Genomic DNA, 24,817 nt, shown 5'->3' on the forward strand with positions numbered 1-24,817 from the left:
CCCAACGGGTGGATCACCCATTCGCCGCGAGGACATTCGTCACGTCGGCGCTCCGAACCCCCGCCGCCGGGCGTCCGAGCGCGCGAACCCGACGCGTTGTGCCCACCGGGCCGTGTTGCTACCGTCGCGCAACTTCTGAGAGCTACTTCCCAGTAGTCAACATTCGGCCAGTTCACAAGGGGTGACCGGCCGCTTCCGGCCCTGGTGGAGGAACCGTGTTCGTGGAGTCCGAAGGCGTGCGGCTGTCCGTGCACGAGCGGGGTGACCGGTCCGCGCCCACCGTGGTGCTGGTGCACGGCTACCCGGACACGCACCGCGTGTGGGACGGGGTCGTGGACGTCCTGGCCGAGGACTTCCACGTCGTCACCTACGACGTGCGCGGCGCCGGCGCGTCGGACAAGCCGCGCGGGCTCGCCGCGTACCGGCTGCCGGTGCTGGCCCGCGACCTGTCCGCAGTGGCCGGTGCGGTCAGCCCGGACGAGCCGGTGCACGTCGTCGCGCACGACTGGGGCTCGATCCAGGCGTGGGAGGCGGTGACCGCGCCGGGCGCGCGGATCGCCTCCTACACCTCGATCTCCGGCCCCTGCCTGGACCACGTCGGCCACTGGCTGCGGACCCGGCCGACCGCCGCGCACGCCCGGCAACTGCTGCACTCCTGGTACGTCGCCGCGTTCCACCTCCCGCTGGTCGCGCCGCTGGTGTGGCGCACGCTGGTCGGCCCGCGCTGGGGGCAGGTGCTGCGCCGCCTCGAAGGCGCGCGGGCGCACGCGTCGGAGTCGGTCGTGGAGGACGGCGTGCGCGGGATGTCGCTGTACAGGGCCAACTTCATCCCGCGCCTCCGGTCACCGCGCGTCCGCCGCACCGACGTCCCCGTGCAGCTCGTCCACCTGCTCCGGGACACCTACGTGACCGCCGGCGTGCTCCAGGACGTGCACCGCTGGGCCCCGGACCTGCGCCGCCGCACCCTCGACGCCGGCCACTGGGCACCCCTCACGCACCCCCGCGAGATCGCGCGGCTGGCCGCCGACCACATCGCCGCCCACACGCCACCGCCGGCCTCTGGAGAGCGTTAGGCGGGATCCGGGGCGACCGCAGCGCGCGGCACCACCGGCACCGTCGCCCGGATGCGGCAGCCCGGACCGCCGTCGACCACGGCGATCGTGCCGCCGTGCAGGTCGATGATCCAGCGGGCGATGTTCAGCCCCAGGCCGGTGCCGCCGCCGCCCGCCCGCTCACCACGGGTGAACCGCTCGAACACCCGCTCGCGGTCCTCCGGCGGGATGCCCGGACCGTCGTCGGAGACCTCCAGCACCAGGTTCGTGCCGACCCGCGCGGTCAGCCGCACCTCGCCGCCCGCCGGGCCGTGCCGCGCGGCGTTGTCCAGCAGGTTGACCACGACCTGGTGCAGCCGGGCCCGGTCGGCGGTGGCGGTCGCGGTCGGCGGCTGGACGTCCACGGTGAACCGAACCCCCCGGTCGGTCACCGAAGCCTCCGCCACCACCTCGTCCAGCAGCGGTCCCACCGGGAACTCGGCCAGCTCCAGGCGGTGCGCCCCGGCGTCGATCCGGGACAGGTCCAGCAGCTCGGTCACCAGCCGGCCCAGGCGCTCGGTCTGCGCCAGCGCGGTGCGCATGGTCGCCGAGTCCGGCGGGACCACCCCGTCGACCACGTTCTCCAGCACGTTCTGCAACGCGGTGATCGGCGTGCGCAGCTCGTGCGACACGTTGGCGATCAGCTCCCGCCGCTGCCGGTCGGCGGCGGCCAGGTCGGCCGCCATCTGGTTGAACGCCCCGGCCAGCTCGCCCACCTCGTCGCGCGCGGTGGCCCGCACGCGCCGGCTGTAGTCCCCGCGCCGCATCGCGCGGGCGGCGGCGGTCATCTCGCGCAGCGGCCGGGTCATGCCGTGCGCCAGCACCTGCGACGTGCACAGGGCGGCGGTCAGCGCGCCGATCGTGGTCACGACCGGCAGCCACTTCATCTGCCACCAGAAGTAGGACAGGCCCACCGCGCCCGACGACACCAGCAGGATGCCGAGCTTGACCTTGATCGAGCGGACCGGGTCCAGCGGGCGCGGCAGGAACTCCAGCACAGCGGCGGCAGCCGCCCGCGCACCCACCTGGGCACCCGTCGGCAGCGCGGCGGGCCGTGCGCTCACCGGGGCACCTCCAGCGCGTAGCCGACACCGTGCACGGTCCGGATCAGGTCCGTGCCGAGCTTGCGCCGCAACGCCTTGATGTGGCTGTCGACGGTCCGCGTCCCGGTGCCGTCCGGCCACCCCCACACCGCGCCGAGCAGCCGTTCCCGCGACTGCACCGCGCGCGGCCGTTCGGCCAGGTGCACCAGCAGCTCGAACTCCGTCGGCGTCAGGTGGGCCTCCTCGCCGGCCCGCGACACCCGCCGCTCCGCCAGGTCGATCTCCACGTCGGCCACCGAGATCCGGTTCGGCGGCGCGGCCGAGCGCTCCACCCGGCGCAGCAGGGCGTGCACCCGCGCGGCCAGCTCCCGGATGGAGAACGGCTTGGTCAGGTAGTCGTCCGCGCCCACCGCCAGCCCCACCAGCAGGTCGGTCTCGTCACCGCGCGCGGTCAGCATGAGCACCGGCACCGGCCGCTCGGCCTGGATGCGGCGGCACACCTCCAGCCCGTCGAACCCGGGCAGCATCACGTCCAGCACGACCAGGTCGACGTCACCGGCCTGGGCGACGGCGGACGGCCCGTCGTGCGCCAGGTCGACGTCGAAGCCCTCGGCGCGCAGCCGCGCGGCGACGGAAGAAGCGATGGTCAGGTCGTCCTCGACCACCAGAACCCGGCGAGTCATGCCCTGGACTCTAGGTGCGCGGGGTGGAGAGGAGCGGTGAGAGTTGTGAACGTCCCGTGGAGGCAACCCCGGCGCTCCCCGGCGCAGCGCCGCCCGCGCGGCGCGGACCCGGGGGCTAGGGTGGCGGGGTGTCGGACGCGGTCCTGGAAGCGGTGCTGGAGCGGATCACGTTCGCCAACGAGGAGACCGGCTACACCGTCGCCCGCGTCGACACCGGGCGCGGCGGGGACCTGGTCACCGTGGTCGGCGCGCTGCTGGGCGCGCAGCCCGGCGAGTCGATCCGGATGCGCGGTCGGTGGGGGTCGCACCCCCAGTACGGCAAGCAGTTCCACGTGGACGACTACACGACCGTGCTGCCCGCGACCATCCAGGGCATCCGCCGCTACCTCGGGTCGGGTTTGATCAAGGGGATCGGGCCGGTGCTCGCCGACCGGATCGTCACGCACTTCGGCGTCGACGCGCTCGACGTCATCGAGCAGAGCCCCGAGCGGTTGGTCGAGGTGCCGAAGCTCGGACCCAAGCGGACCAAGCTCATCGCCGCCGCGTGGGAGGAGCAGAAGGCCATCAAGGAGGTCATGGTCTTCCTCCAGGGCGTCGGCGTCTCGACGTCGCTGGCGGTACGGATCTTCAAGCAGTACCAGGAGAAGTCGGTCGAGGTCGTGCGCACCGAGCCGTACCGGCTGGCCACGGACGTCTGGGGGATCGGCTTCCGCACCGCAGACACCATCGCCAAGGCGGTCGGCATCCCCCACGACAGCCCGCAGCGGGTCAAGGCGGGCCTCCAGTTCGCGCTGTCCGAGGCGACCGGCGGCGGTGACTGCTTCCTGCCGGAGAACCAGCTCATCGGCGAGGCGATCAAGATCCTCCAGGTGGACGCCGGGCTGGTCATCGACTGCCTGGCCGAGCTGGTGGCGGAGGAGGGCGTGGTGCGGGAGGTGATGCCGGACGGCGAACCGGCCGTCTACCTCATCCCGTTCCACCGCGCGGAGATCTCACTGGCGGGACAGCTGCTGCGGCTGCTGCGGACCGGCGAGGACCGGATGCCCGCGTTCGACGGCGTCGACTGGGACCGGGCGTTCGCGTGGCTGGGCGCGTCGCTGGAGGACAAGCAGCGCGACGCGGTCAAGCTGGCGCTGACCCGCAAGGTCGCCGTGCTGACCGGCGGACCGGGGTGCGGCAAGAGCTTCACCGTGCGGTCGATCGTGCGGCTGGCGGTGGCCAAGCGCGCCAAGGTCGTGCTCGCCGCGCCGACCGGCCGGGCCGCGAAGAGGCTCGCCGAGCTGACCGGCCACGAGGCGCGGACCGTGCACCGGTTGCTGGAGCTCAAGCCCGGCGGCGACGCCGCGTTCGACCGCGACCGGCCGCTGGACGCCGACCTGGTCGTCGTGGACGAGGCGTCGATGCTGGACCTGCTGCTGGCCAACAAGCTGGTCAAGGCCGTGCCGCCGGGGGCGCACCTGCTGCTGGTCGGCGACGTCGACCAGTTGCCGTCGGTCGGCGCAGGTGAGGTGCTGCGGGACGTGCTGGCCGTGGACAGCCCGGTGCCCAACGTCCGGCTGACGCACGTCTTCCGGCAGGCGCAGCAGTCCGGCGTGGTGACCAACGCGCACCGGATCAACGCCGGCGACCACCCGCTCGTGCAGGGCCTGGAGGACTTCTTCCTGTTCCCGGCGGAGGAGGCGGAGGACGCGGCGGCGCTCACCGTCGACGTCGTCGCCCGGCGCATCCCGCGCAAGTTCGGCCTCGACCCGCGCAAGGACATCCAGGTGCTGGCCCCGATGCACCGGGGACCGGCCGGGGCGGGCGCGCTGAACGCGGTGCTCCAGGAAGCGCTGACCCCGGCGGTGAAGGACCTGCCGGAACGGCGGTTCGGCGGCCGGGTGTTCCGCGTCGGGGACAAGGTGACGCAGATCCGGAACAACTACGACAAGGGGTCCAACGGCGTCTTCAACGGGACATTGGGCGTGGTCACAGCCATCGACGCGGTGGAGCAGAAGTTGACCGTGAAGACGGACGAGGACGAGGACGTGGACTATGAGTTCGGCGAACTGGACGAACTGACCCATGCCTACGCCATGACGATTCATCGCTCACAGGGCAGTGAGTACCCGTGCGTGGTCATTCCAATCACGACTTCGGCGTGGATGATGTTGCAGCGGAACCTGCTGTACACGGCGGTGACGCGGGCGAAGAAGCTGGTGGTGCTGGTGGGCTCCCGCAAGGCGATCGGCCAGGCCGTCCGCACGGTGGGAGCGGGCCGCCGCCACACCGCACTGGACCACCGCCTGCGTCAGCCCTGACGGGCGAGGTCCCCACGAGCCAAGGCGGCGGCGTCGGCGAACGCGACCTGGAACCGCGCGATCTCGGACCCGTCCAGGCTGATCATGGCGTGCTCGGCGAGCCACAGCTCCACGGTGCCGTCGGTGACGGCGATCGAGCAGACGGCGGGCCGGTGGGCGTCGTCGGAACAGCGCACCAGCCACTCACGCGGCGGGTGGCACTGGTCGTGGTTCGAAGTCTCGGACATGGCTGTCCCCTTTCGGGTGGTGCGGGATCCGGTCGACCGGGAGTGGGCCGGGCGGTTGCTAGCCTGGTCGTCGGCAGCCTTGTTTTGCAACTGCTGTACAGCAATTGACTCGATCGGATGACGCGAATGGCCTTGACCCCCACGGTCCGGCTGAAGTTCTTGTCGATCTACATGCGCGAGGCCCGGCTCAAAGCGGGGGTCGAGCCGAAAGAGGTGGCGAAGCTCCTCGGGCGCGACACGACCCGCGTCACGAAGATGGAGCGCGGGCGGGAGGGCCTGACGCCCGGCGACGCGAAGATGCTGCTGGACCGCTACGACGTCCACACCGAGGAGCAGAAGGCCGAAATAGTCGAACTCGCCCGAACCCGCAGCCAGCGCGGCCGGTGGCTGGGACACCGGGCGACCGTGCCGATGGAGCAGCGGCCCTACTACGACTTCGAAGTCGACTCGAACCTGATCCGCCACTACGGCTCGGAGTTGGTTCCCGGCCTGTTGCAGACCGAGGCTTACATGCGGGCCATGCTCGATCGCAGCCCCAGGACCGAGCCCGCTTCGGTGGACGACATCGTGACAACCCGTCTGGAGCGGCAGGAAGTGATGTTCCGCCGGCATCCGGCGGAGGTGGGCTTCGTGGTGAGCGAGAGTTGCCTGCGGAGGGTCTTCGGCGGCAACGCGGTGATGCACGAGCAGATGCTCCACCTCGATTCGGTGAGCAGGCGGTCGAACGTCCGGCTCCAGATCCTGCCGTTCGACTCGATGGGTGTAGGCAACGCGTTCGCGTTCACCCTTCTGCGCATCCCGGCACCGGCCTCCGCGCCGCCGCTGGACATGGTCTACGTCGAGAACCTGCACGACGCCGACTACCTGGACGGGCACACCGAGGTCGCGGCGTACGGAAATCTGTGGAGCAGCCTTACAGCCGACGCCCTCGGGCTGGAACAATCGAGACGGTTCATCAAGGTCGTTGCCCAGCAGTACGCCTGACCTGAAGGGTGGTCCGCCATGGCGCCGGACTTCACGACTGGCCGCTTCAAGACCTCCGGCTACACGCAGGACAACGGCACGTGTGTCGAGGTGGCAGTGGTCCCGGGGTTCTTCGCGGTGCGTGACACGAAGAACCGGGCGGGTGGTCTGGTGGTCGTGTCCGCTCGGTCGTTTGGTGCGTTGCTCGCTCGGTTGAAGGTGTAGCTGCGAGGCTCGGTCCGGCGTGTGGCTCGGGAGTACGCCTGAGCCGGAAAGGCGGTCCCTGTCATGACTCCCGACTTCTCCAGCGCCAAGTTCAAGACCTCCAGCCACACCGACGGCAGCGGGACGTGTGTTGAGGTGGCAGTGGTCCCGGGGTTCTTCGCGCTGCGGGACAGCAAGAACCGGGCGGGTGGTCTGGTGGTCGTGCCTGCACGGTCGTTCGGCGCGTTGCTCGCTCGGCTGAAGGTGTAGCCGCGAACTCAGTCCAGCGTGTGGCTCCGGAGTACCCCTGAGGCGGAAAGGCGGTCCCACCATGGCCCCGGACTTCTCGGCCGCTCGGTTCAAGACGTCGACCTTTACCGAGAACAACGGGACGTGCGTGGAGGTGGCCGTGGCCTCAGGTCGCTGCGCTGTGCGGGACACGAAGAACCGGGCGGGTGGTCTGGTGGTCGTGCCCGCTCGGTCGTTTGGTGCGTTGCTCGCTCGGCTGAAGGTGTAGCTGCAAGGCTCAGTTCGACGTGTGGCTCGGGAGTACGCCTGAGTCGGAAAGGCGGTCCCCGTCATGACTCCCGACTTCTCCAGCGCCAACTTCAAGACCTCCAGCCACACCGAGGACAACGGGACGTGCGTGGAGGTGGCCGTGGCCGCAGGTCGCTGCGCTGTGCGGGACACGAAGAACCGGGCGGGTGGTCTGGTGGTCGTGTCCGCCCGGTCCTTCGGCGCGTTGCTCGCCCTGCTCAAGCGCTAGCCGCGGGCACCGCGCCCCGATCCGCTACTTCACCGGGAACGCGATGTCGCAGACGTCGTCCTCCGGCCCCGTCGTCGACCAGTCCGCGAAGTAGACCTCGCGCGGTGCTCCCGCCTCCTCCAGCCCGTTCTGCTTGATCCACGCCGCGACGGCCTCGTACGCGCCCAGGATCTCCGGGTACACCACCTCGCGCTTCTTCAGGCGCACGTACGCCTCGCGGTGGGCCGGTTCGACCCGCGCGGCCACGCCCGGGGGCGGGGTGGGTGCGGCGATCGGCAGGGCGATCTCCACCGGGCCGTCGCTGTCCTCGGTGACCTCGCCGTGGTAGATCACCAGCCCGGCCGCCGACAGGCCGCCGAACTGGGCCGTGGCACCCAGCAACCGGTCCATGCCCTCCTGGATCCACCCCGTCAGCGCGGGCTGGAGCACGTGCCGCTGCTCGGTCAGCACGACCTGCTCCGGCACGTCCCGCTGCTCTACCTGGAACATCTCCGACAACCCCTCTCCTGCGGACATCAGCACGTGGAGGTAGGCGGCGAGGTGCCGCTGCACGGCCACCCGGCGCTCGACCTCGTCCCAGTACCCGTCGAGCAGCGCGGCTCGCTCCTCGACGGGCGCGGCGACGACGCGGGCGACCTCGGCCAACGGCATGTCGAGCCGGCGCAGCAGCAGCACCAGGCGGGCGTGCGCCAACTGGTCCTCCCGGTACCGGCGGTAGCCGTTGGACGGGTCGACCTCCGCCGGCACCACGAGCCCCTGGCGCTCGTAGAGCCTCAGCGCCTTGAGCGAGAGCCGCGACCTGCGCGCGAACTCGCCGGTCCCGAGCAGCCGTGCCATCCGCTCCTCCTCCACGGGGACGACCTTCGGGCGTGCCCCAGGGGCGGGGTCAAGCCCGACCCCAGCGCGAACCACGATCTTCACCCGGAAGTCTCACCGAAAGGAGTTCACGCGGCACACGGGCGGTCGTCGTGCACGCTCTGCGACGAATTTCGCCGGTTCCGCCCTCCGCATCGGTTCCGTACGGATGATCGGTGCAACGACCTGGCACCCGGATCAGGGCCGTGCGGTGCAACCTGCGCCCATAAGCGTGAGGTATGGCCGGTCGGAGGGTGTGCACGGCACCGGTTTTGGCCCATTCTCCTGCTCAACCCTGCATAGGAGGAGAACCACCGTGAAGTCGACAAGACGTTCACTGGTGACGCTGGCCATAGCCGGTGTCACAGCCGCCGCCGTGATCAACGGCGGCGTACCCGGCACTGCGGGCCCTGCACCCGAGGTCGCCGCAGCCCAGGCCGGTCCGACGTACGTCTACAAGGTGCACGCCCCGCTGGGCAAGGCCGCGCAGAACCTGCTCTCGCGCGGCTTCGACGTGCTGGAGCAGCGCGACGGCGAGTACCTGTTCGTCCTCGGCGACCAGGCCACCGGCCAGAAGCTGACCGGCGAGGGCTTCACCAGCTCCGTCGACGAGGTGCTGCCCGCCCCGCAGTGGACGCCGCCGGCGCGCAAGTCGCAGCAGCTCGACGCCGGCGCGCTGGAGGAGACCTACTACGGCGGCTACCGCACGGTGAACGCCCAGTTCGCGCACCTCGACGCGGTCGCCTCGCAGTACCCGAACCTCACGCAGACCGTCGACTACGGCGACTCGTGGAAGAAGACGCAGGGCGCGGGCGGCTACGACCTGCGGGCCATCTGCATCACCAAGAAGAACGCCGGCGACTGCGCGCTGAGCACGAGCGCGCCCAAGCCCCGGTTCTTCGTGATGGGCCAGCTGCACGCCCGCGAGCTGACCACGGGCGACGTCGCGTACCGGTGGATCGACCACCTCACCCAGGGCTACGGCACCGACGCCGAGGTCACCGCGCTGCTCGACTCCACCGAGGTGTGGGTCGTGCCGATCGCCAACCCGGACGGCGTCAACATCGTGCAGCAGGGCGGCAACTCGCCGCGCTACCAGCGCAAGAACGCCAACACCACGAACGGCTCCAACTGCTCGGGCACGTCCGGCTCGCACGTCGGCATCGACCTCAACCGCAACACCAACTCGCACTGGGGCGGCGAGGGCACGTCCTCGCAGCCGTGCGCCGAGACCTACAAGGGCCCGTCGGCGAACTCCGAGGTCGAGACGCGGTCGCTCCAGGCGCTGTGGCGCAACCTGTACAAGGACCGCCGCGGCACCGGCAACACCGACGCCGCGCCGGCCGACACCACCGGTGTCGTGATCTCCATGCACAGCTACTCCAACCTCGTGCTGTTCCCGTGGGGCTGGACGACGCAGTACAAGACCGGCAACGACGCGCCGCTGCGCACGATGGCGCGGGAGATGGCGTCCATCGCGGGCGGGTGGCAGTACGGCCAGCCCGGGGAGGTGCTCTACAACGCCGCCGGCGCGACCGACGACTGGGTGTACGACGACCTGGGCGTCGCGTCGTTCGTGTGGGAGATCGGGCCGGGTTCCGGTTCGTGCAGCGGCTTCTTCCCGGCGTACTCCTGCCAGGCGTCCACGTTCTGGCCGAAGGTCAAGCCGATGCTGATGTACTCGGCGAAGAAGGCGGCCAACCCGTACGGCGGCGCCGGCAACCCGCCCGGCCCGTGCGCGAAGGCGACCAACGACGGCGACGTCAACATCCCGGACGCCGGCGCGGCCGTGTCCAGCTCCGTCACCGTCTCGGGCTGCACCGGCAACGCCTCGACCACCACGCAGGTCGAGGTGCACATCAAGCACACCTACCGGGGTGACCTGGTGCTCGACCTGGTCGCGCCGGACGGCACGGCCTACCGGTTGAAGCCGTCGAACAACGACTCGGGCGACAACATCGACACCACCTACACCGTGAACGCCTCCTCCGAGGTGCGCAACGGCGCGTGGAAGCTCCAGGTGCAGGACGTCTACTCGTCCGACACCGGCTACATCGACTCGTGGAGCCTGACCACCTGATCCGGTCCCACGGACGTCGGACGAGCCGACGAGCGGCCCCGCAGGCGCACGACGCCTGCGGGGCCGTTCCACGTCCGGGCCGGAACGGGTGCTGACGATCGAGTGGTCCGGGTGGTGATGCCGGTGTGCGCGGGGCGGGCGTGCGCCACCATCGGTCGATGAAGCGCAATGACAGTCGCTACTTGCTCGCACCGGCCCTCGGCCTGGTGCTCGGGATGGGTTGGCTGTTCGTCCTCGCCGTGCTCGCCTGGGGGCTGGACGACCGCCCGGTGTTCCCCGCCGTCGCCGTCGGCTTCACCGCGCTGTGGGTGGCCGGGAGCGGCGTGCTGTCGTGGTGGGTGCTGCGCCGCTACGGCGCGCGCCGGCCGGCGCTCGCCGCCGGCGCGGCGATCGGCGTGACGCTGCTCGTCTCGCTGTCCGGCTACGTCTGGCTGCCCACGTTCTTCGCGCCGCTGGTGTTCGCGCTGTGCTTCCTGGTCGCCGCGTTCGCGGTGGACCTGCTGCCCGCGCACGCGAACGGGCCCCTGCGGGGGAGACGCCCGCAGGGGCCCGTTCAGTAGCGGTGCTGCCGTCGGACAGGGCCCTACTTCAGGCCGTTGCCCATCGCCGCGGCCAGCTCGCCGTTGGTGGTGTCACCGTCGAGCGACCAGAAGAACGCGCCGCCGAGGCCCTGCTGCTTGGTCCACTGCATCTTGCCGTTGATCGTGGCCGGGGTGTCGTAGCTCCACCACTGGTTGCCGCAGTGGGCGTACGCGGTCCCCGCCACCGTGCCGTTCGAGGGGCACTTGGTCTTGAGGACCTTGTAGTCCTCGATGCCCTTCTCGTACGTGCCGGGGGCGCCGTCGGTCGCCGTGCCGCCCGGGGCGGCCTGGGTCACGCCGGTCCAGCCACGGCCGTAGAAGCCGATGCCGAGCAGCAGCTTGGACGCCGGGACGCCCTTGCTCTTCAGCTTCTGGATGGCCTCGTCGGTGGTGAAGCCCTGCTGCGGGATGCCCGCGTAGGAGGTCAGCGGGGAGTGCGGGGCCGTCGGACCCTGCGCCGCCCAGGCACCGAAGAAGTCGTAGGTCATGACGTTGTACCAGTCGAGGTACTGCGCCGCGCCGCCGTAGTCGGCGAGGTCGAGCTTGCCGCCGTTGCTGGCGTCGGCCGTGATGGCGGCGGTCACCAGGTTGCTGGAGCCGAAGCGCGCCCGGAGGGCCTGCGAGACGTTCTTGAAGGCCGCGAAGCCGCTGCTGTCGCAGGACAGGCCACAGGCGTTCGGGTACTCCCAGTCGATGTCGATGCCGTCGAACACGTCCGCCCAGCGCGGGTCCTCGACCAGCTTGTAGCAGGACTCGGCGAACGCGGTCGGGTTCTGCGCGGCCTGGCCGAAGCCGCCGGACCAGGTCCAGCCGCCGAACGACCACAGGATCTTGATGTGCGGGTACATCTTCTTCAGCTTGCGCAGCTGGTTGAAGTTGCCGCGCAGGGCGCCCGCGTCCCACGAGTCCGACGTGCCGTCGACGCTGGTGTCCGCGCCGTAGAACTTGTCGTAGTCGGCGTAGGTGTCGTCGTTCGCGGTGCACCGGCCGCCGGTCACGTTGCCGAACGCGTAGTTGATGTGCGTCAGCTTCGAGGCCGAGCCGGAGGTGTGGATGTTCTTGACGTGGTAGTTGCGACCGTAGACGCCCCACTGCACGAAGTAGCCCAGGTTCTTGTAACCGGGGGGCGGCGTCGTGGTGGTGGTCGTGGTGGGGGTGGTGGTCGTCGTGGAGGTCGACGTCGACGTGGTCGGGCCCGTCGTCGTCGTGGTGGTGGTGGTCGTGGTGGTCGTCGTCGTGCCGCCGCCGGCGTCACAGGACGCGCCGTTCAGCTTGCAGTTCGCCGGGCCCGAGAACGCGCCCGAGTAGACGATGTTGAAGCCGAAGCTCACCGAGGCGCCCACACCGATGTTGCCGTTCCACGTGTTCTTGACCGTCACGTGCTGGCCGCTCGTGGTGTAGCCGGCGTCCCACAGGGAGCCGACCTTGTGGCCGGCGGGCAGGTCGAACTCGACGGTCCAGCTGGAGATGGGGGCCGAGCTCGCGTTGCGGATCGTGTACTTGCCCTCGTAGCCGGACCCCCAGTCCGAGCCCTTGGTGAAGGCCGCGGACAGGCCGCCCGCGCCGCTGGCGGCCGGGACCAGGACCAGACCGAGGACCATCGTGGCGACAGCCACCAACAGCGCTGTGAGATGCCATCGGATCTTGGACATCGTGCTCCTCGTCAGGGAAAGGAGTGCAGGGTTGAGAAGAACATGTGGTTCAGACCACTTGACGGTCAAGGTCTAGACCACTGTGTCACTCGAACGGACTAGTGGTTCGGGCCGTGGAAGCGTTTCCACGGAGAGGTGACCACTAGGGGTGCGCACCACACCCGAGTCGTAGCCGGCGTCCGTCCGGAGGCGGTTCCCGGTTCCTCCTCCGGGTGGTCGCCGGCCGGCCCCGGCCTGGCCAGACTCGGTTGCTCGGACATCGATCGGGAGGAAGCTCGATGAGCAAGAGGGGAATCGCCGCAGTCGCCGTCGCGTGGCTCGCGGTACTGGGCACCGGGGGCACCGCAGTCGCGCAACCCGCCCCTTCCGGCACGCGGATCGACCGGCAGGTCGTGCAGCGCGCGCTCGACGAGATGGCCACCGGGGGCGGCGTGGCGGGGGTCCAGATCCGGGTCGTGGACGGGCGCGACCGGTTCACCGCGCGCGCCGGCGTGGCGGAGTGGGGCACCGCGAAGCCGGTGCCGACCGACGGGAGGTTCCGGGCCGGCAGCATCACGAAGACATTCGTCTCGACCGTCGTGCTGCAACTGGTGGGGGAGGGGCGGATCGGGCTGGACGAGCCGATCGGCCGGTACCTGCCGGGCCTGCTGCCGGATGGCGACAAGATCACCGTAAGGATGCTCTTACAGCACACGAGCGGGCTGTTCAACTACACGGCCGCGCTGCCACTGGGTCCGGACGGGTTCGAGACGATCCGCTACAAGGACTGGACGCCGCAGGAAATCCTGTCGATAGCGACGTCCAAGCCGTTGGAATTCCCGCCCGGCACCGCGTTCAGCTACTCGAACTCGAACTACGTCGTGGCCGCCCTGCTGATCGAGAAGATCACCGGGAAGCCCTATGACGCGGCGGTGTCGCACCGCGTCCTGCGCCCGCTCGGGCTGCACGACACGTCCGTGCCGGGCCACCGCCGGCACATTCCCGGCCCGCACGCGCACGGCTACTACACCGTGGACGGCCGGGTCGTGGACGTCACCGAGCTGAACCCGTCGGTCGCCTACGGGGCCGGCGAGATCATCTCCAGCACCGCCGACCTCGACCGGTTCGTGGACGCCCTGCTGGACGGGCGGCTGCTCAAGCCCGCCCAGCAGGCCGAGCTGACCAGGGCGCTGCCCTTCACCGAGGGCTACGGCCTGGGGCTGGAGCAGATCCCGCTCCCGTGCGGTGTGACCGTGTACGGCCACACCGGCGGCATCCCGGGCTACTCCAGCTTCATGGGCACCACGAAGGACACCCGGACCAGGGTGCAGGCGTCCTTCACGCACTCGCCCGAACCCGGTGCCGGGCGGGGCTGGGACAAGGTGCTCGACGAGGTGTTCTGCTGATCGTCACGCGATGATCGCCGCGTGGTGATCGCTGCCGGGGAGGGGGTCGTTCGGGAGAACGGCCCCCCGCCCGTGGTGGCGGAGCAGCCCGGCTCAGCGGGCGAGGAACAGGTCGAGCTGCGCCACGACGAACGCGTGGTCGTCGGCCTGGGCCAGGCCGGAGACGCCGACCGTGCCGACCATCCCGACCCCCTCGACCAGCACCGGGAACGCGCCGCCGTGCGCCGCGTACCGGTCCAGGTCCAGCCGGGAGTCGGCCTCGAACGTGCGCCCGCGCGCCCGGAACGTCTCGCCGACCCGGAACGAGCTGCGGCCGTAGCGGTCCACCACCCGGCTCTTGCGGTCCAGCCACTCGTCGTTGTCGGCGGAGGTGCCGGCCAGCGCGACGTGGAACAGGCGCTGCTGCCCGCGCCGCACGGACACCGCGATCGGCAGGCCCTGCGCGCGGGCCGCGTCGACCAGGAACAGGCCCAGCGCCAGGGCGTCCTCGTTGGTGAACGAGCGGAAGACCAGTCGGGCCTCCTGCTCGGCCAGTTCGTCCAGCAGGCTCGTCGCACCGCTCACAGGGCCACCTCTCCGGTCCGGGCGGACGGGGTGCCGCCTCGACCAGCAGACGGTAGAACGCGCCCCGCCCACCGCTCGGACCGGGCACCGCGCCCGCGCCGACGCGCGGCTGTCCTGCTTCGGTGTTTCCCCGCTGTGCCGGGACCCGCGTGTCGACGGATCGCCCGTCCCCGGTCCCGGGTCGTGCGATCATCCGGGCGTGCCGAACTTGCGCTTCCTGCGGGGCTACAACGACGCGGTGGTGCTGGGCCTGGCCCGCTCCGGCGCCGTCACCAGGGTCGACCTCGCGGAGCGCAGCGGGCTGACGCCGCAGGCGGTGTCCAAGGTCGTCGGCCGGCTGATCGCGGACGGCCTGCTGGTCGAGTCCGGCACCCGCAACGTCGGCGTGGGCAAGCCGCGCACCCTGCTCAGGCTGGTCGCGGACAGCAGGCTCGCGATCGGCGCGCAGGTCGAGCGGGACGAGCTGCGGGTCGTGCTCACCGACCTGGCGGGCGACGTGCTGGACCGGTCGGACGCGCCGCTGCCGCCCGACTTCGACCCGGACGCCTTCGTCGGCGAGCTGGCCCGGCTGGTCGACCCGCTGCGCGGCGAGCGGCTGCTCGGCGTGGGCATCGGGTTCGTCGGGCCGCTGGACCACCGGTCCGGCGTCGTGCACGACGCGACGGCCCTGCCCCGGTGGCACCACGTGCCGCTGGCGGAGCTGGCCGAGCAGCGCCTCGGCCTGCCGGTCGTGGTCGACAAGGACACCAACGCGGCGATCGTGGCCGAGTCGTGGCGGCGCGGCGAGGAGCTGCGCGACGCCGTCCTGGTGCTCGTCGGCACCGGCATCGGCGTCGGGCTGCTGCTGGACGGGCGGGTGCACCGGGGCGCGCGGACCAACGCCGGCGAGTTCGGGCACACCACCGCCCGGCTCGACGGCCCGCGCTGCGCGTGCGGGCGGACCGGCTGCGTCGAGGCCGTGCACAACCTCGCCGCGCGGTCCGGCGACCTGGCCACCGCGACCGCCGTGGTCGGCTCGGCGGTGGCCGACCTGGTGCGGCTGCTGGACGTGGACCACGTCGTGCTGGCGGGCCGGGCGGTGCTCGCCGCGCCGGGGGCGTACCTGGCCGGCGTGCGGGCCGAGCTGCCCACGGCGGCGTGGCTGCCGGTCGACGTCGGCATCACCCCGCTGGCCGACGACGTGGTGGCGGCGGGGGCGGCGATGCTCGTCCTGAGCGGGTTCTACGGGCGTCCCCGCTGACCTTTTTCGGACAGTGCTGCTCAAGGGCACACGTGCGGGTGATTCACTATCCGGCATGTATGCGCTCCGCCACGCCGTCGGGACGGACCCCGGCCTGCGCCGTGAGGCGAACGAGGACTCGGTGTACTTCAACGAGCGCCTGTACGCAGTAGCCGACGGCATGGGCGGTCACGCGTACGGGGAGGTGGCCAGCTCCATCGCGGTGGCGGTGCTGGCCGAGCTGGACGTCGACGCCGACGACCCGCTGTCCGCGCTGGCCGGTGCCGCCCGGGAGATCGCGGTCCGGCTGACCGACCTGGCCGAGGAGAACTTCGACATGCGCGGGATGGGCACCACGCTCACCGCGCTGCTGTGGGACGGCGAGCGGTTCGCGGTCGGGCACATCGGGGACTCCCGGTGCTACCTGGTCCGCGACGGCGAGCTGACCCAGCTCACCCGCGACCACACCATGGTGCAGGCGCTGGTCGACGACGGGCGGATGGCCGCCGAGCAGGCCGCCGAGCACCCCGGCCGGTCCATGCTGATGCGGGCGCTGCAGGCGGGCAGCTCGCACGACGCCGACCTGTTCTTCCACGAGGTGCAGGCGGGCGACCGGTACCTGATCTGCTCGGACGGGCTGTCCGACGTGGTGGCGCCGGGCACGATCGGCGAGCTGCTCGCCGCCGACCCGGACGGGGACGCGACCGTGCGGGCGCTCATCGACGCGGCCAACGCGGGCGGCGGGCCGGACAACATCACCTGCCTGGTCGTGGACGTGGTGCCGGCGGGCGACCCGTCGTGGCTGCCCGGGTGGCTACAGCGCTGAGAGGCCCAGCAGCCGGCCGAGGGCGGCGCGGCCCGGCCCGGTGACCACCACCGCCCGGCCGGTGCCGGACCGGCGGACCCAGCCCCGTTCGTGGAGGTGGGCGCAGAGGTGCGCGCCGGCCGCGCCCGCCAGGTGCGACCGCCGCTCGGTCCAGTCCAGGCACGCCCGCGCGACCGGGCGGCGGGTGCCGGAGAAGTCCGCGCCGAGCCCGCCCAGCCACTCCGCGCCCGCCGGGGTCAGGGCGCAGGAGTCGTCCAGCAGGCGTCGGCCGACCATGGCGTCGGTGATCGCCACGCCCAGGCGCCCGGCCAGGTGGTCGTAGCAGGTGCGCCCCCGGGCCAGCGCGGCGGAGGCGGTCGCGGCCCGCAGCGTCCGGCCGGGAGCGGTCGGGCCGACGTAGGTCAGCAGGTGCTCCAGCAGGTCGGCCTCGCGGGGGCCCGCGAGCTGGAGGTAGCGGTGGCGGCCCTGGCGGCGCTCCACGAGCAGGCCCGCCCGCACCAGGCGGGTCAGGTGCTCGCTCGCGGTGGGCGGCGAGACGCCGGCGGCCCGCGCCAGCTCGCCCGAGGTCCAGGCGCGACCGTCCAGCAGCGACAGCAGGAAGTGCGCGCGGGTGCGGTCTGCCAGCAGCGCGGCCAGGTTTGCCAGTTCGTCGGCAGCCATGGGGCCATTGTGCGCGCCCGACGCTTCGGCGCGCGCCGAAGCGTCCCGCCCCTACCGTGGCCGGCATGGAACACCACGTGCTGCTCGACCCCGCCTTCGCCGTCCCGTCCGTCCCGCACGCCGAGCGCGGGGTGGCGTGGCTGCGCGCCCACGTGGCCCGGTTCAGCGAGGGCGCGGACCACGCGCGGCGGCGGGCGCTCGCCGTCACCCTTTTGTCCACTGTGGACGCCGCTGCGCTGCGCACGCCCGGCCACCCGGTGGCGAAGTTGGCCTCCGCCTTGGGGTTGCCGCGCACGGTCGTGCCGGACGTCGCCGTCGTGGCGCGTTCCTACCAGCCGCACACCACGGTGACGGCGGAGGCGGAACACGCGGTGGCGCGGCTGGTCGGCGCGTGCGGCGGCACGTGGGACGAGGGGACCGCCGCCCTGATCGGGCTGCTGGTGCAGGCCGGTCCGGCGGTGGACGCGCTGATCGCGGGCGCGCAACCGCCGGTGCCGGTCACGCGGCGGATCGCACCGGACGGCCGGGAGGTCGTGGTGGACCTGGCCGAGGTGCCGTTCGGGGCGGGCCGGCACGGCTGCCCGGCCCGCGAGCACGCGACGGCGCCGGCCGGAGGGAGCTTCCACCGGCTGCACGACGGGCCGGAACCGCTCGTGCTGCCCAACGCGTGGGACTTCGCGTCCGGCGCGGCGCTGGTGGACGCCGGGTTCACGGCGATCGGCACGACGAGCCTGGGCGTCGCGGCGGTCAACGGGCTCCCGGACGCGGCCGGTGCCGCGCGCGAGGAGACGCTGGCGCTGGTGCGCAAGCTGGTGCGCCTGCCGACCCTGGTGACGGTCGACGTCGAAGCCGGGTTCGGCGACGTGCGGGGGCTGGCGGCGGAACTGGCCGACCTCGGCGTGGCGGGCGTGAACATCGAGGACGGGCGCGGGACCGGGTTGGCCGACCCGGCGGAGCACGCCGAGTCCGTGCGCGCCTTCAAGGAGACCGCACCGCACCTGTTCGTCAACGCCCGGGTGGACACGCACTGGCTGTCGGTGGACCGGGGCAGCACGGTGCGGCGGGCGCTCCGGCACGTGGACGCGGGGGCCGACGGGATCTTCGTGCCGGGCCTGGTCGACCCCGGTGACATCGCGGAGGTGGTCGCGGCGGTGCCGGTGCCGCTCAACGTGCCGGCGCAGCGGGACGTCCGCGAGCTGGCGGAGCTGGGCGTGCGCCGGATCAGCACCGGGTCGCTGCTGTTCCGGGCTGCGCTGCGGACAACCGTCGCAACCGCGCGGGCCGTCCGCGACGGCGTGCCCGTGGGCGAGGTGCCGGGCTACGACGAGGTCCGGCGGCTGGTGGAACGCTGACCCGGCGCTTCACGTCGTCGCCGGAGCGGGGCGCAGGGCCCGGGGGAGCAGCAGGGCGACGGCCAGGATCCCCAGCGACACCAGGGGAACACCGCCCACCACCCACGCCGCGTACACGCCGTACGACGCGACCTCGCTGCCCAGGCCGGCCACCGACGTGACGGTCGCCCGCGCGGGACCCGTGATCCGTTCCTGCAAGCGGGTCTCCGCCACCACCAGCACCGACCGGTACAGGCCGTACGCCACCGCCACCAGGGCCAGGCCCGCCGGGTGGTGCAGCCACCCGGCTGCCGCCAGCAGCAGCGCCGACAGCGACGTCGGCACCCACAGCGGCACGCGGGACGCGTCCGCCGCCGCGCCGGCCGCGCCCGCCAGCGGGATCGCCAGCACGGCCACCGGGACCAGCGCCGCCGGCACGGACCAGTCCCGCGCCAGCAGCGGGAAGTACTCCTCCAGGGCGTCCACGCCCAGCAGCAGCGCCACCACCGCCACCGCCCGGCGCACGGCGGGCACGGCGGCGGTCTCGGCCAGGCCCGCGCGCAGGGTCGCCAGGTAGCTCTCCGGTTCCCCGCGCGAGCCCTCGGGCAGCCGGGTCGCCACCAGGGCGGCGCCGAGGCAGGTCGCCACGCTGGCCCAGCCCACCAGCGCGTACCCGCCGGTGGTGAACAGCGCGGTCGCCGCCAGGGCGGCCGGGATCTGGGCCAGCAGGCCCACCGCCGTCACCCGGCCCAGCACCACGCCGAAGTGGTCGGCCGCGCCGACCGCGCCCAGGGCGTCGTGCAGCAGGGCCTCCACCGCGCCCGACACGAGCGCGCCGCCCAGGCCCCACAGCACGAAACCCGCCGCGTAGGACCAGAAGCCGGGCACGGCCGTCCACAGCGCGTACCCGCACGCCTGCGCCACGCCCGCCGCGACGAGCGACCAGCGGCGGGAGAACCGGTCGGCCAGCGCACCGAAGGGGATCTCCGCGACCACCGCCACCCCGGACCAGAGGGCGAACAGCGCGGAGATCTGCCCGTCCGACATCCCGTTGTCCGCGAACAGCAGCGCGTACATCGGGTAGAGGGGCACGACGTCGGCCAGCAGCGCCCACCCGACGAACAGTCGGGCCGGTGGCCGGGCCGGGGGCGGCAGCGGGCGTCAACCGAAGGGCATGACGCAGGCTAACCCCGACCGGCCCGACCACCACCCGATTTTCCCGTGCACCCCGGCGCGCTACCCGGAGCCGGCGAGGTCGGGCACGGCTGCGCAGCGCAGTGTCGCGCTAGCGTGAACGGCATGACCAGAGCGCTGATCGTCGGCGGTGGCGTAGCCGGGCCCGTGACCGCCATGGCACTGCGCGAAGCCGGGATCGAGGCGGTGGTGCACGAGGCGTACCCGACCGGCGCGGACGACATCGGAGCTTTCCTCACCATCATGCACAACGGCCTCGACGCGCTGCGGGCGATCGGCGCGGAACAGTGCGTCGTGGACCGGTCCTTCGCGGCGGACGGCCTCGACCTCTACACCGGCACCGGGCATTTGGTCAGTGAAGCCCGCTGGCACACCGACGTCACCGGCCCGCGCACGCTGCGCCGTTCGACCCTCTACCGCGCGCTGCACGACGAGGCCGCGCGCCGGGGCGTGCAGATCCGGCACGGCAAGCGGCTGGTCCGGGCGGAGCACACGGCGGACGGGGTGCGGGCGACGTTCGAGGACGGCAGCCGGGCGGAGGGCGACGTGCTGGTCGGCGCGGACGGGCTGCGCTCGGTGACCCGCCGCATCCTGGACCCGACCGCGCCGGAACCGCGCTACACGGGCCTGAACGTCTTCTACGGCTACACCGAGGGCCTCGCGCCGACCACCGCGCCCGGCCGGTACCACATGATCACCGGCAGCCGGGCGTTCTTCGGCCACGCGACCGCGCCGGACGGCCGGACCTGGTGGTTCGCCCGGGTGCCGGGGGACGAGCTGCGCGGCGGGTCGCCCGGGGAGTGGGCGGAGCAGGCGTCGGCGGCGTTCGCCGACGACGACACGCCCGCTGCGGCGATCGTGCGCGCGAGCGGCGAGATCCGGGGCGGGAACGCCTACGACGTGCCGTCCACCCCGGTGTGGCACGACGGGCGGCTGGTGCTGGTGGGGGACGCGGCGCACGCCGCGTCCCCGGCAGCCGGTCAAGGTGCGTCGATGGCGTTGGAGGACGCCGTCGTCCTGGCGATGTGCCTGCGCGACCTCCCCGGGCCGCAGGCCGCGTTCGAGGTCTACGAGCGGGTGCGCCGGGCGAGGGTGGAAGCGCTGGTGGAGATCAGCGCCGGATTGGGCGCAAACCGCACGGCGGACTCGTACTCGTTCTACCGGCACCACATCGAGTGGAACCGCCCGGTGGACGACCCGGCGGGCCGCGTGCAGGGCGACCGGCCGTAGGGCTACAGCTCGCGCGCCAGGTAGAGCGCGACCTCGCCCTCGGACGGCGTCCCCCGGTACAGCGTCACGTCCAGGCCGCACAGCGCGAACCCCATGCGCTGGTACGCCCGCACCGCCGGCACGTTCACGCTCGACGTCTCCAGCCACGCCGTCCGCGCCCCGCGCTCGCGGCCCCAGCCCAGCGCCAGGTCCACCAGCGCCCGGCCCACCCCGCGTCCCCGGTGCGCCGGGTCGACGGTGAGCTGCCGGAGCACCAGCCGCGCGTGCCACTCGGCCAGCTCGACCGAGACGAACCCCCGCACGGCCGAGTCCACCGCGACGAAACCGTCGCGCGGCAGCTCGTCCTCGTCCGGCGGGAACACCTTGGTCAGCGGCGGCGACACCGGGACGGGGGTGAGCGCGAACCCGAGCGGTCGGGTCGTCACCTCGAACACCTCGTCGGTGGTGAACGTGTCGTCCAGGTCGAGGGCGTCCTCGGAGGTCATGGGGCGGTAGCGGAGGTCCACGCCCCGATTCAACCGCAGGCCGCCGCGCGGTCGAGCAGCAGCGTGCGCTCGCGCTCGTTGCGGGTCATCGCCGCCGCCCGCTCGAACTCCACCCGCGCCTCCGCCGGCCGCCCCACCTTCACCAGCAGGTCGCCGCGCACGCTCGGCAGCAGGTGGTAGCCCTTGAGCGCCGGCTCGTCCACCAGCTCGTCCACCAGCTCCAGCGCCGTCTGCGGCCCGAACGCCATGCTGATCGCCACCGCGTGGTTGAGCGCCACCACCGGTGACGGCGCGACCAGCGCCAACGCCTCGTACAGGCCCGCGATCAGGGTCCAGTCGGTGTCCTCGGGCGTGCGCGCGCGGGCGTGGCAGGCGGCGATCCGGGCCTGGATCGAGTACGGCCCGCGCCCCGACTTCTCCAGGGCGGCCAGGCCGCGCCGGATGAGCAGCTGGTCCCACAGCGCCCGGTTCTGCTCCATCAGCAGCACCGGTTCGCCCCGGGGGCCGGTGCGGGCCCGGGAGCGGGACGCCTGGATCTCCAGCAGCGCGACCAGGCCGTGCACCTCGGGTTCGCGGGGCATCAGGCGGGCCAGCACGCGGGCCAGGCGCAGCGCGTCCGCGCACAGGGCGGGCCGCATCCAGTCGTCGCCCGCCGTCGCGGAGTAGCCCTCGTTGAAGATCAGGTAGATGACGCCCAGGACGCTGGACAGGCGGGCGTCCCGCTCGTCCTCGGCGGGCACCTCGAACGGCACGCCCGCCTTGGCCAGGGTCTTCTTGGCGCGCACGATCCGCTGCGCCACGGTCGGCTCGGCGACCAGGAACGCGCGGGCGATCTCGTCGGTGGTCAGGCCGCCGAGCATCCGCAGGGTCAGCGCGACCCGGGCCTCCGTGGACAGCACCGGGTGGCACGCGGTGAAGACCAGCCGCAGCAGGTCGTCGTTGATGTCCCCGACGCCGTCGCCCGCGTCCGGGACGTGGTCGGCCCCCTGGTCCCGGCCGATCTCCGCCAGCTTGCGCCGGTAGTTCTGCTCGCGCCGGATGCGGTCGACCGCCCGGTTCTTCGCGGCGGTCATCAGCCACGCGCCGGGGTTGCGCGGGACGCCGGTCTCCGGCCACTGCTCCAGAGCGCTGACCAGGGCGTCCTGGGCGAGTTCCTCGGCCAGGCCCACGTCTCGGACCAGCCGGGCGAGGCCCGCGATCAACCGTGCCGACTCGATCCGCCAGACCGCCTCGACAGCACGACGCGCATCGGGAGCTGTCACGATCGGAGATCAGACCAGCTCCCGACGCGCGTCGGCAAGGGGGGTGGGGCCTACGCCTCGCGCTGCGCGGCCGTCCGGGCCCGCAGCTCCTCCTCGTGCGCGAGCACCTCGGGGGAGGCGTCGGCGAAGTCCTCGGGCGAGAACACCTGGCGGATCTCGATCTGCGACTGCTCGCCGGTCGGGTTCGGCACCCGCTTCACCCACTCCACCGCTTCCTCCAGCGACTTCAGCTCCAGCAGCCAGAAGCCCGCGATCAGCTCCTTGGTCTCGGTGAACGGACCGTCCACGACGGAGCGCTGGTCGCCGTCGAAGAACACCCGCGCGCCCTTCGAGCTGGGGTGCAGGCCCTCGCCCGCCAGCAGCACGCCCGCGTTGACCAGTTCCTCGTTGAACTCGCCCATCGCGCGCAGCTCCTCGTCACTGGGCATCGCGCCGGCTTCGCTGTCCTTCGTGGCCTTGACGATCACCATGAAACGCATCTCGGTAGTCCCTTTCGGAGTGGTTGTCTTCCATTGTGGCCGGTGGTGCGGAACGTCAGCGGCGGAACGCGCGACCCAGGGTGTAGGAGCCGGGCCCGACGACCGCGATCAGCAGGAACGCCCAGCAGTAGACGGCGGCGAGTTCGCCCATGTTGTGCAGGGGCAGCAGGCCGGTCGGCTGGTGCACGACGAAGTAGGCGAAGGCCATCGCGCCGGAGCACAGGACGGCGGCGGTCCGGGTGGCGATCCCGACGGCCACCAGCACCGAGCCGACCAGCTCGATGAGGCTGCCCCACCAGCCGGGGAACGACCCGACCGGGACCGCCGTGCCCTGCCCGTCCACGCCGCCGAGGAACCCGAAGCCCTGGAGGCCGTGGCAGGCGAACAGGAACGAGAACACCACGCGGAACGCGGCGAGCATCAGGTCGTTGCGCCGGGTCGTGCGGGCGGACGTGGTGGCGGTGGCCGGGGCGGTGGTGGTCATGTCCGGGTCCCTTCTCGGTGGTCTTGCCTACGCGACGATCGGGACCCCCGCCGGATCGACACGACCGGCGAAACTTTTCGAAGTTTTTTGTTCGTGCAGGTCACGGGCCTGTCCGGCCGGTCGGCCGCCCGGCGGGTGGGAGGTCTGGACAGCGCCGGGCCGCCCGGCGACGCTCGTGGGTGTGGGCGAAGCGGACGTCGTGGTGGTCGGTGGCGGGGCGATGGGGTCGGCGGTGGCGTGGCAGCTCGCCTCCCGGGGCGTGGAGGTGGTGCTGCTGGAGCGGTTCGCGCGCGGGCACGCGTTCGGCGCGTCGCACGGCGCGTCCCGGATCTTCCGGCTCGTCTACCCGGACCCGGTGTACGTCCGGTTCGCGGCCGAGGCCCTCGCGCTGTGGCGGGACCTCGGCGGCGGGCTGCTCACCGAGACCGGCGGCGTCGACCACGGCGACACCGCCGGGCTGCCCGAGGCGATGGCCGCAGCCGGGGCGCCCGGTGAGGTGCTGACGGCGGGCGCGGCCCGCGAGCGGTGGCCGGGGCTCCGGTTCGACGGCGACGTCTTCTTCCACCCCCGCTCCGGCCGGCTGCACGCCGACCGCGCGGTCGGGCTGCTGCAGGACCTGACGACCGCGCTCGGCGGCGAGGTCCGGTACGGGACCCCCGTGCGGGAGCTGCGCGTCGGCGACCGGGTGGAGGTCGTCACCGAGCGGGAGACCTTCCGGGCCCGGCGGGTCGTGGTGGCGGTCGGCGCGTGGTCGGCGAAGCTGCTCGGCGGGCTGGTCCCGCTGCCGCCGCTGACCGTCACCCAGGAGCAGCCCGCCCACTTCGCGCCGGTCGACGGCACGGACTGGCCCGCGTTCATCCACCGCCGCCCCGGCGCGGTGTACGGGCTGGCGACACCGGGCGAGGGGATCAAGGTCGGCGCGCACGGCGGCGGCCCGGTGGTGGACCCGGACGCGCGCGACTTCCGCCCCGAACCCGGCCGGCTGGCCGCGCTGCGGCGCTACGCCCGGGAGTGGCTGCCGGGCGTGGACCCGGACGACTTCGCCCCGATCAGCTGCACCTACACCTCCACCCCCGACGCGGACTTCGTGCTCGACCGGCACGGGCCTCTCGTGGTGGCCGCCGGGTTCTCCGGCCACGGCTTCAAGTTCGTGCCGGCCGTCGGCCGGGTGCTGGCCGACCTCGCCACGTCCGACGCCGGCGGTGATCGGCGGTTCGCGCTCGATATTCCCGCCCGGGGCCGGTGATCCCGAA

General features: G+C 72.6%; 27 protein-coding genes. 15 read left to right on the top strand and 12 right to left on the bottom strand.

Features of this window, described 5'->3' with window-relative positions:
* Positions 1–215: 215 nt before the first annotated feature.
* The gene (locus AB0I60_RS29775; RefSeq protein WP_360735478.1) at positions 216–1,073 is read left to right on the top strand and encodes an alpha/beta fold hydrolase; all 858 of its coding nucleotides are present in this window, start codon (positions 216–218) and stop codon (positions 1,071–1,073) included.
* On the opposite strand, the gene AB0I60_RS29780 is transcribed toward AB0I60_RS29775, so the two are convergent.
* Both AB0I60_RS29780 and AB0I60_RS29785 read right to left on the bottom strand, forming a co-directional pair.
* A complete protein-coding gene (locus AB0I60_RS29780) occupies positions 1,070–2,086 on the bottom strand; it encodes a HAMP domain-containing sensor histidine kinase (protein WP_360735685.1) in 1,017 nt (338 codons plus the stop codon). The two genes, AB0I60_RS29775 and AB0I60_RS29780, sit on opposite strands and share 4 nt — an antisense overlap.
* A gap of 65 nt (positions 2,087–2,151) precedes the next feature.
* Positions 2,152–2,817, bottom strand: coding sequence for a response regulator transcription factor (locus AB0I60_RS29785; protein WP_360735480.1), 666 nt, complete (start codon positions 2,815–2,817; stop codon positions 2,152–2,154).
* Positions 2,818–2,945: 128 nt separating this feature from the next.
* Between AB0I60_RS29785 and AB0I60_RS29790 the strand changes: the two genes are divergently transcribed.
* Positions 2,946–5,117 carry an ATP-dependent RecD-like DNA helicase gene (locus AB0I60_RS29790; RefSeq protein WP_360735482.1) on the top strand — a complete coding sequence of 724 codons (2,172 nt, stop codon included), beginning with the start codon at positions 2,946–2,948 and terminating at the stop codon, positions 5,115–5,117.
* On the opposite strand, the gene AB0I60_RS29795 is transcribed toward AB0I60_RS29790, so the two are convergent.
* On the bottom strand, positions 5,108–5,344 hold the full coding sequence (locus AB0I60_RS29795; protein WP_360735484.1) for a hypothetical protein: 237 nt from the start codon (positions 5,342–5,344) through the stop codon (positions 5,108–5,110). The two genes, AB0I60_RS29790 and AB0I60_RS29795, sit on opposite strands and share 10 nt — an antisense overlap.
* Positions 5,345–5,470: 126 nt before the next feature.
* Here AB0I60_RS29795 and AB0I60_RS29800 point away from each other — a divergent pair, with 126 nt between their 5' ends.
* The 5 genes from AB0I60_RS29800 (at position 5,471) to AB0I60_RS29820 (ending at position 7,277) form a co-directional block, all read left to right on the top strand.
* On the top strand, positions 5,471–6,328 hold the full coding sequence (locus tag AB0I60_RS29800; protein WP_360735486.1) for a helix-turn-helix transcriptional regulator: 858 nt from the start codon (positions 5,471–5,473) through the stop codon (positions 6,326–6,328).
* Between the two features lie 18 nt (positions 6,329–6,346).
* Positions 6,347–6,532, top strand: a complete 186-nt coding sequence (locus AB0I60_RS29805) for a DUF397 domain-containing protein (RefSeq protein WP_360735488.1) — start codon at positions 6,347–6,349, stop codon at positions 6,530–6,532.
* Positions 6,533–6,595: 63 nt separating this feature from the next.
* Positions 6,596–6,781 (top strand): DUF397 domain-containing protein, encoded by a 186-nt coding sequence (locus AB0I60_RS29810; protein ID WP_360735490.1) that lies wholly within the window; start codon positions 6,596–6,598, stop codon positions 6,779–6,781.
* A 61-nt stretch (positions 6,782–6,842) separates the two neighbouring features.
* Positions 6,843–7,028 (top strand): DUF397 domain-containing protein, encoded by a 186-nt coding sequence (locus AB0I60_RS29815; protein WP_360735492.1) that lies wholly within the window; start codon positions 6,843–6,845, stop codon positions 7,026–7,028.
* Positions 7,029–7,091: 63 nt separating this feature from the next.
* On the top strand, positions 7,092–7,277 hold the full coding sequence (locus tag AB0I60_RS29820) for a DUF397 domain-containing protein (RefSeq protein WP_360735494.1): 186 nt from the start codon (positions 7,092–7,094) through the stop codon (positions 7,275–7,277).
* 24 nt (positions 7,278–7,301) lie between these two features.
* Here AB0I60_RS29820 and AB0I60_RS29825 read toward each other — a convergent pair whose 3' ends face one another.
* Positions 7,302–8,114, bottom strand: coding sequence for a MerR family transcriptional regulator (locus AB0I60_RS29825; RefSeq protein ID WP_360735496.1), 813 nt, complete (start codon positions 8,112–8,114; stop codon positions 7,302–7,304).
* A gap of 334 nt (positions 8,115–8,448) precedes the next feature.
* Between AB0I60_RS29825 and AB0I60_RS29830 the strand changes: the two genes are divergently transcribed.
* Both AB0I60_RS29830 and AB0I60_RS29835 read left to right on the top strand, forming a co-directional pair.
* Positions 8,449–10,212 (top strand): M14 family zinc carboxypeptidase, encoded by a 1,764-nt coding sequence (locus AB0I60_RS29830; protein ID WP_360735498.1) that lies wholly within the window; start codon positions 8,449–8,451, stop codon positions 10,210–10,212.
* Between the two features lie 158 nt (positions 10,213–10,370).
* Positions 10,371–10,772, top strand: coding sequence for a hypothetical protein (locus tag AB0I60_RS29835; RefSeq protein ID WP_360735500.1), 402 nt, complete (start codon positions 10,371–10,373; stop codon positions 10,770–10,772).
* A 23-nt stretch (positions 10,773–10,795) separates the two neighbouring features.
* On the opposite strand, the gene AB0I60_RS29840 is transcribed toward AB0I60_RS29835, so the two are convergent.
* Positions 10,796–12,445 carry a glycosyl hydrolase family 18 protein gene (locus AB0I60_RS29840; RefSeq protein WP_360735502.1) on the bottom strand — a complete coding sequence of 550 codons (1,650 nt, stop codon included), beginning with the start codon at positions 12,443–12,445 and terminating at the stop codon, positions 10,796–10,798.
* A 278-nt stretch (positions 12,446–12,723) separates the two neighbouring features.
* On the opposite strand from AB0I60_RS29840, the gene AB0I60_RS29845 reads away from it, so the two are divergent.
* Positions 12,724–13,830, top strand: a complete 1,107-nt coding sequence (locus tag AB0I60_RS29845) for a serine hydrolase domain-containing protein (RefSeq protein ID WP_360735504.1) — start codon at positions 12,724–12,726, stop codon at positions 13,828–13,830.
* 93 nt (positions 13,831–13,923) lie between these two features.
* Here AB0I60_RS29845 and AB0I60_RS29850 read toward each other — a convergent pair whose 3' ends face one another.
* The gene (locus AB0I60_RS29850; protein WP_360735506.1) at positions 13,924–14,394 is read right to left on the bottom strand and encodes a heme-degrading domain-containing protein; all 471 of its coding nucleotides are present in this window, start codon (positions 14,392–14,394) and stop codon (positions 13,924–13,926) included.
* A 199-nt stretch (positions 14,395–14,593) separates the two neighbouring features.
* Between AB0I60_RS29850 and AB0I60_RS29855 the strand changes: the two genes are divergently transcribed.
* Both AB0I60_RS29855 and AB0I60_RS29860 read left to right on the top strand, forming a co-directional pair.
* On the top strand, positions 14,594–15,634 hold the full coding sequence (locus tag AB0I60_RS29855) for an ROK family protein (protein WP_360735508.1): 1,041 nt from the start codon (positions 14,594–14,596) through the stop codon (positions 15,632–15,634).
* Positions 15,635–15,689: 55 nt separating this feature from the next.
* The gene (locus tag AB0I60_RS29860; RefSeq protein WP_360735510.1) at positions 15,690–16,439 is read left to right on the top strand and encodes a protein phosphatase 2C domain-containing protein; all 750 of its coding nucleotides are present in this window, start codon (positions 15,690–15,692) and stop codon (positions 16,437–16,439) included.
* Here the strand turns inward: AB0I60_RS29860 and AB0I60_RS29865 are convergent.
* On the bottom strand, positions 16,428–17,099 hold the full coding sequence (locus tag AB0I60_RS29865) for a winged helix-turn-helix domain-containing protein (protein WP_360735512.1): 672 nt from the start codon (positions 17,097–17,099) through the stop codon (positions 16,428–16,430). The two genes, AB0I60_RS29860 and AB0I60_RS29865, sit on opposite strands and share 12 nt — an antisense overlap.
* A 65-nt stretch (positions 17,100–17,164) precedes the next feature.
* Between AB0I60_RS29865 and AB0I60_RS29870 the strand changes: the two genes are divergently transcribed.
* Positions 17,165–18,451 carry an isocitrate lyase/phosphoenolpyruvate mutase family protein gene (locus tag AB0I60_RS29870; protein WP_360735514.1) on the top strand — a complete coding sequence of 429 codons (1,287 nt, stop codon included), beginning with the start codon at positions 17,165–17,167 and terminating at the stop codon, positions 18,449–18,451.
* 9 nt (positions 18,452–18,460) lie between these two features.
* Here AB0I60_RS29870 and AB0I60_RS29875 read toward each other — a convergent pair whose 3' ends face one another.
* Positions 18,461–19,522, bottom strand: a complete 1,062-nt coding sequence (locus AB0I60_RS29875; RefSeq protein ID WP_360735516.1) for an MFS transporter — start codon at positions 19,520–19,522, stop codon at positions 18,461–18,463.
* A 207-nt stretch (positions 19,523–19,729) separates the two neighbouring features.
* Between AB0I60_RS29875 and AB0I60_RS29880 the strand changes: the two genes are divergently transcribed.
* Positions 19,730–20,854: an FAD-dependent monooxygenase gene (locus tag AB0I60_RS29880; protein WP_360735518.1), complete on the top strand. Its 1,125-nt coding sequence runs from the start codon at positions 19,730–19,732 to the stop codon at positions 20,852–20,854.
* A gap of 2 nt (positions 20,855–20,856) precedes the next feature.
* Here AB0I60_RS29880 and AB0I60_RS29885 read toward each other — a convergent pair whose 3' ends face one another.
* The 4 genes from AB0I60_RS29885 to AB0I60_RS29900 are packed head-to-tail and all read right to left on the bottom strand — an operon-like array spanning position 20,857 to position 23,564.
* Positions 20,857–21,360 (bottom strand): GNAT family N-acetyltransferase, encoded by a 504-nt coding sequence (locus AB0I60_RS29885; RefSeq protein ID WP_360735520.1) that lies wholly within the window; start codon positions 21,358–21,360, stop codon positions 20,857–20,859.
* An 8-nt stretch (positions 21,361–21,368) separates the two neighbouring features.
* Positions 21,369–22,601 (bottom strand): RNA polymerase sigma factor, encoded by a 1,233-nt coding sequence (locus AB0I60_RS29890; protein WP_360735522.1) that lies wholly within the window; start codon positions 22,599–22,601, stop codon positions 21,369–21,371.
* Positions 22,602–22,651: 50 nt separating this feature from the next.
* Complete coding sequence (locus tag AB0I60_RS29895) at positions 22,652–23,080, bottom strand: YciI family protein (protein ID WP_360735524.1); 429 nt, start codon at positions 23,078–23,080, stop codon at positions 22,652–22,654.
* 55 nt (positions 23,081–23,135) lie between these two features.
* Positions 23,136–23,564, bottom strand: a complete 429-nt coding sequence (locus AB0I60_RS29900; protein WP_360735526.1) for a DoxX family protein — start codon at positions 23,562–23,564, stop codon at positions 23,136–23,138.
* Between the two features lie 181 nt (positions 23,565–23,745).
* Between AB0I60_RS29900 and AB0I60_RS29905 the strand changes: the two genes are divergently transcribed.
* A complete protein-coding gene (locus AB0I60_RS29905; RefSeq protein WP_360735528.1) occupies positions 23,746–24,810 on the top strand; it encodes an FAD-dependent oxidoreductase in 1,065 nt (354 codons plus the stop codon).
* The last annotated feature ends 7 nt before the right edge of the window (positions 24,811–24,817 follow it).

Source organism: Actinosynnema sp. NPDC050436 (genome assembly GCF_040655415.1).
Lineage (GTDB): Bacteria > Actinomycetota > Actinomycetes > Mycobacteriales > Pseudonocardiaceae > Actinosynnema.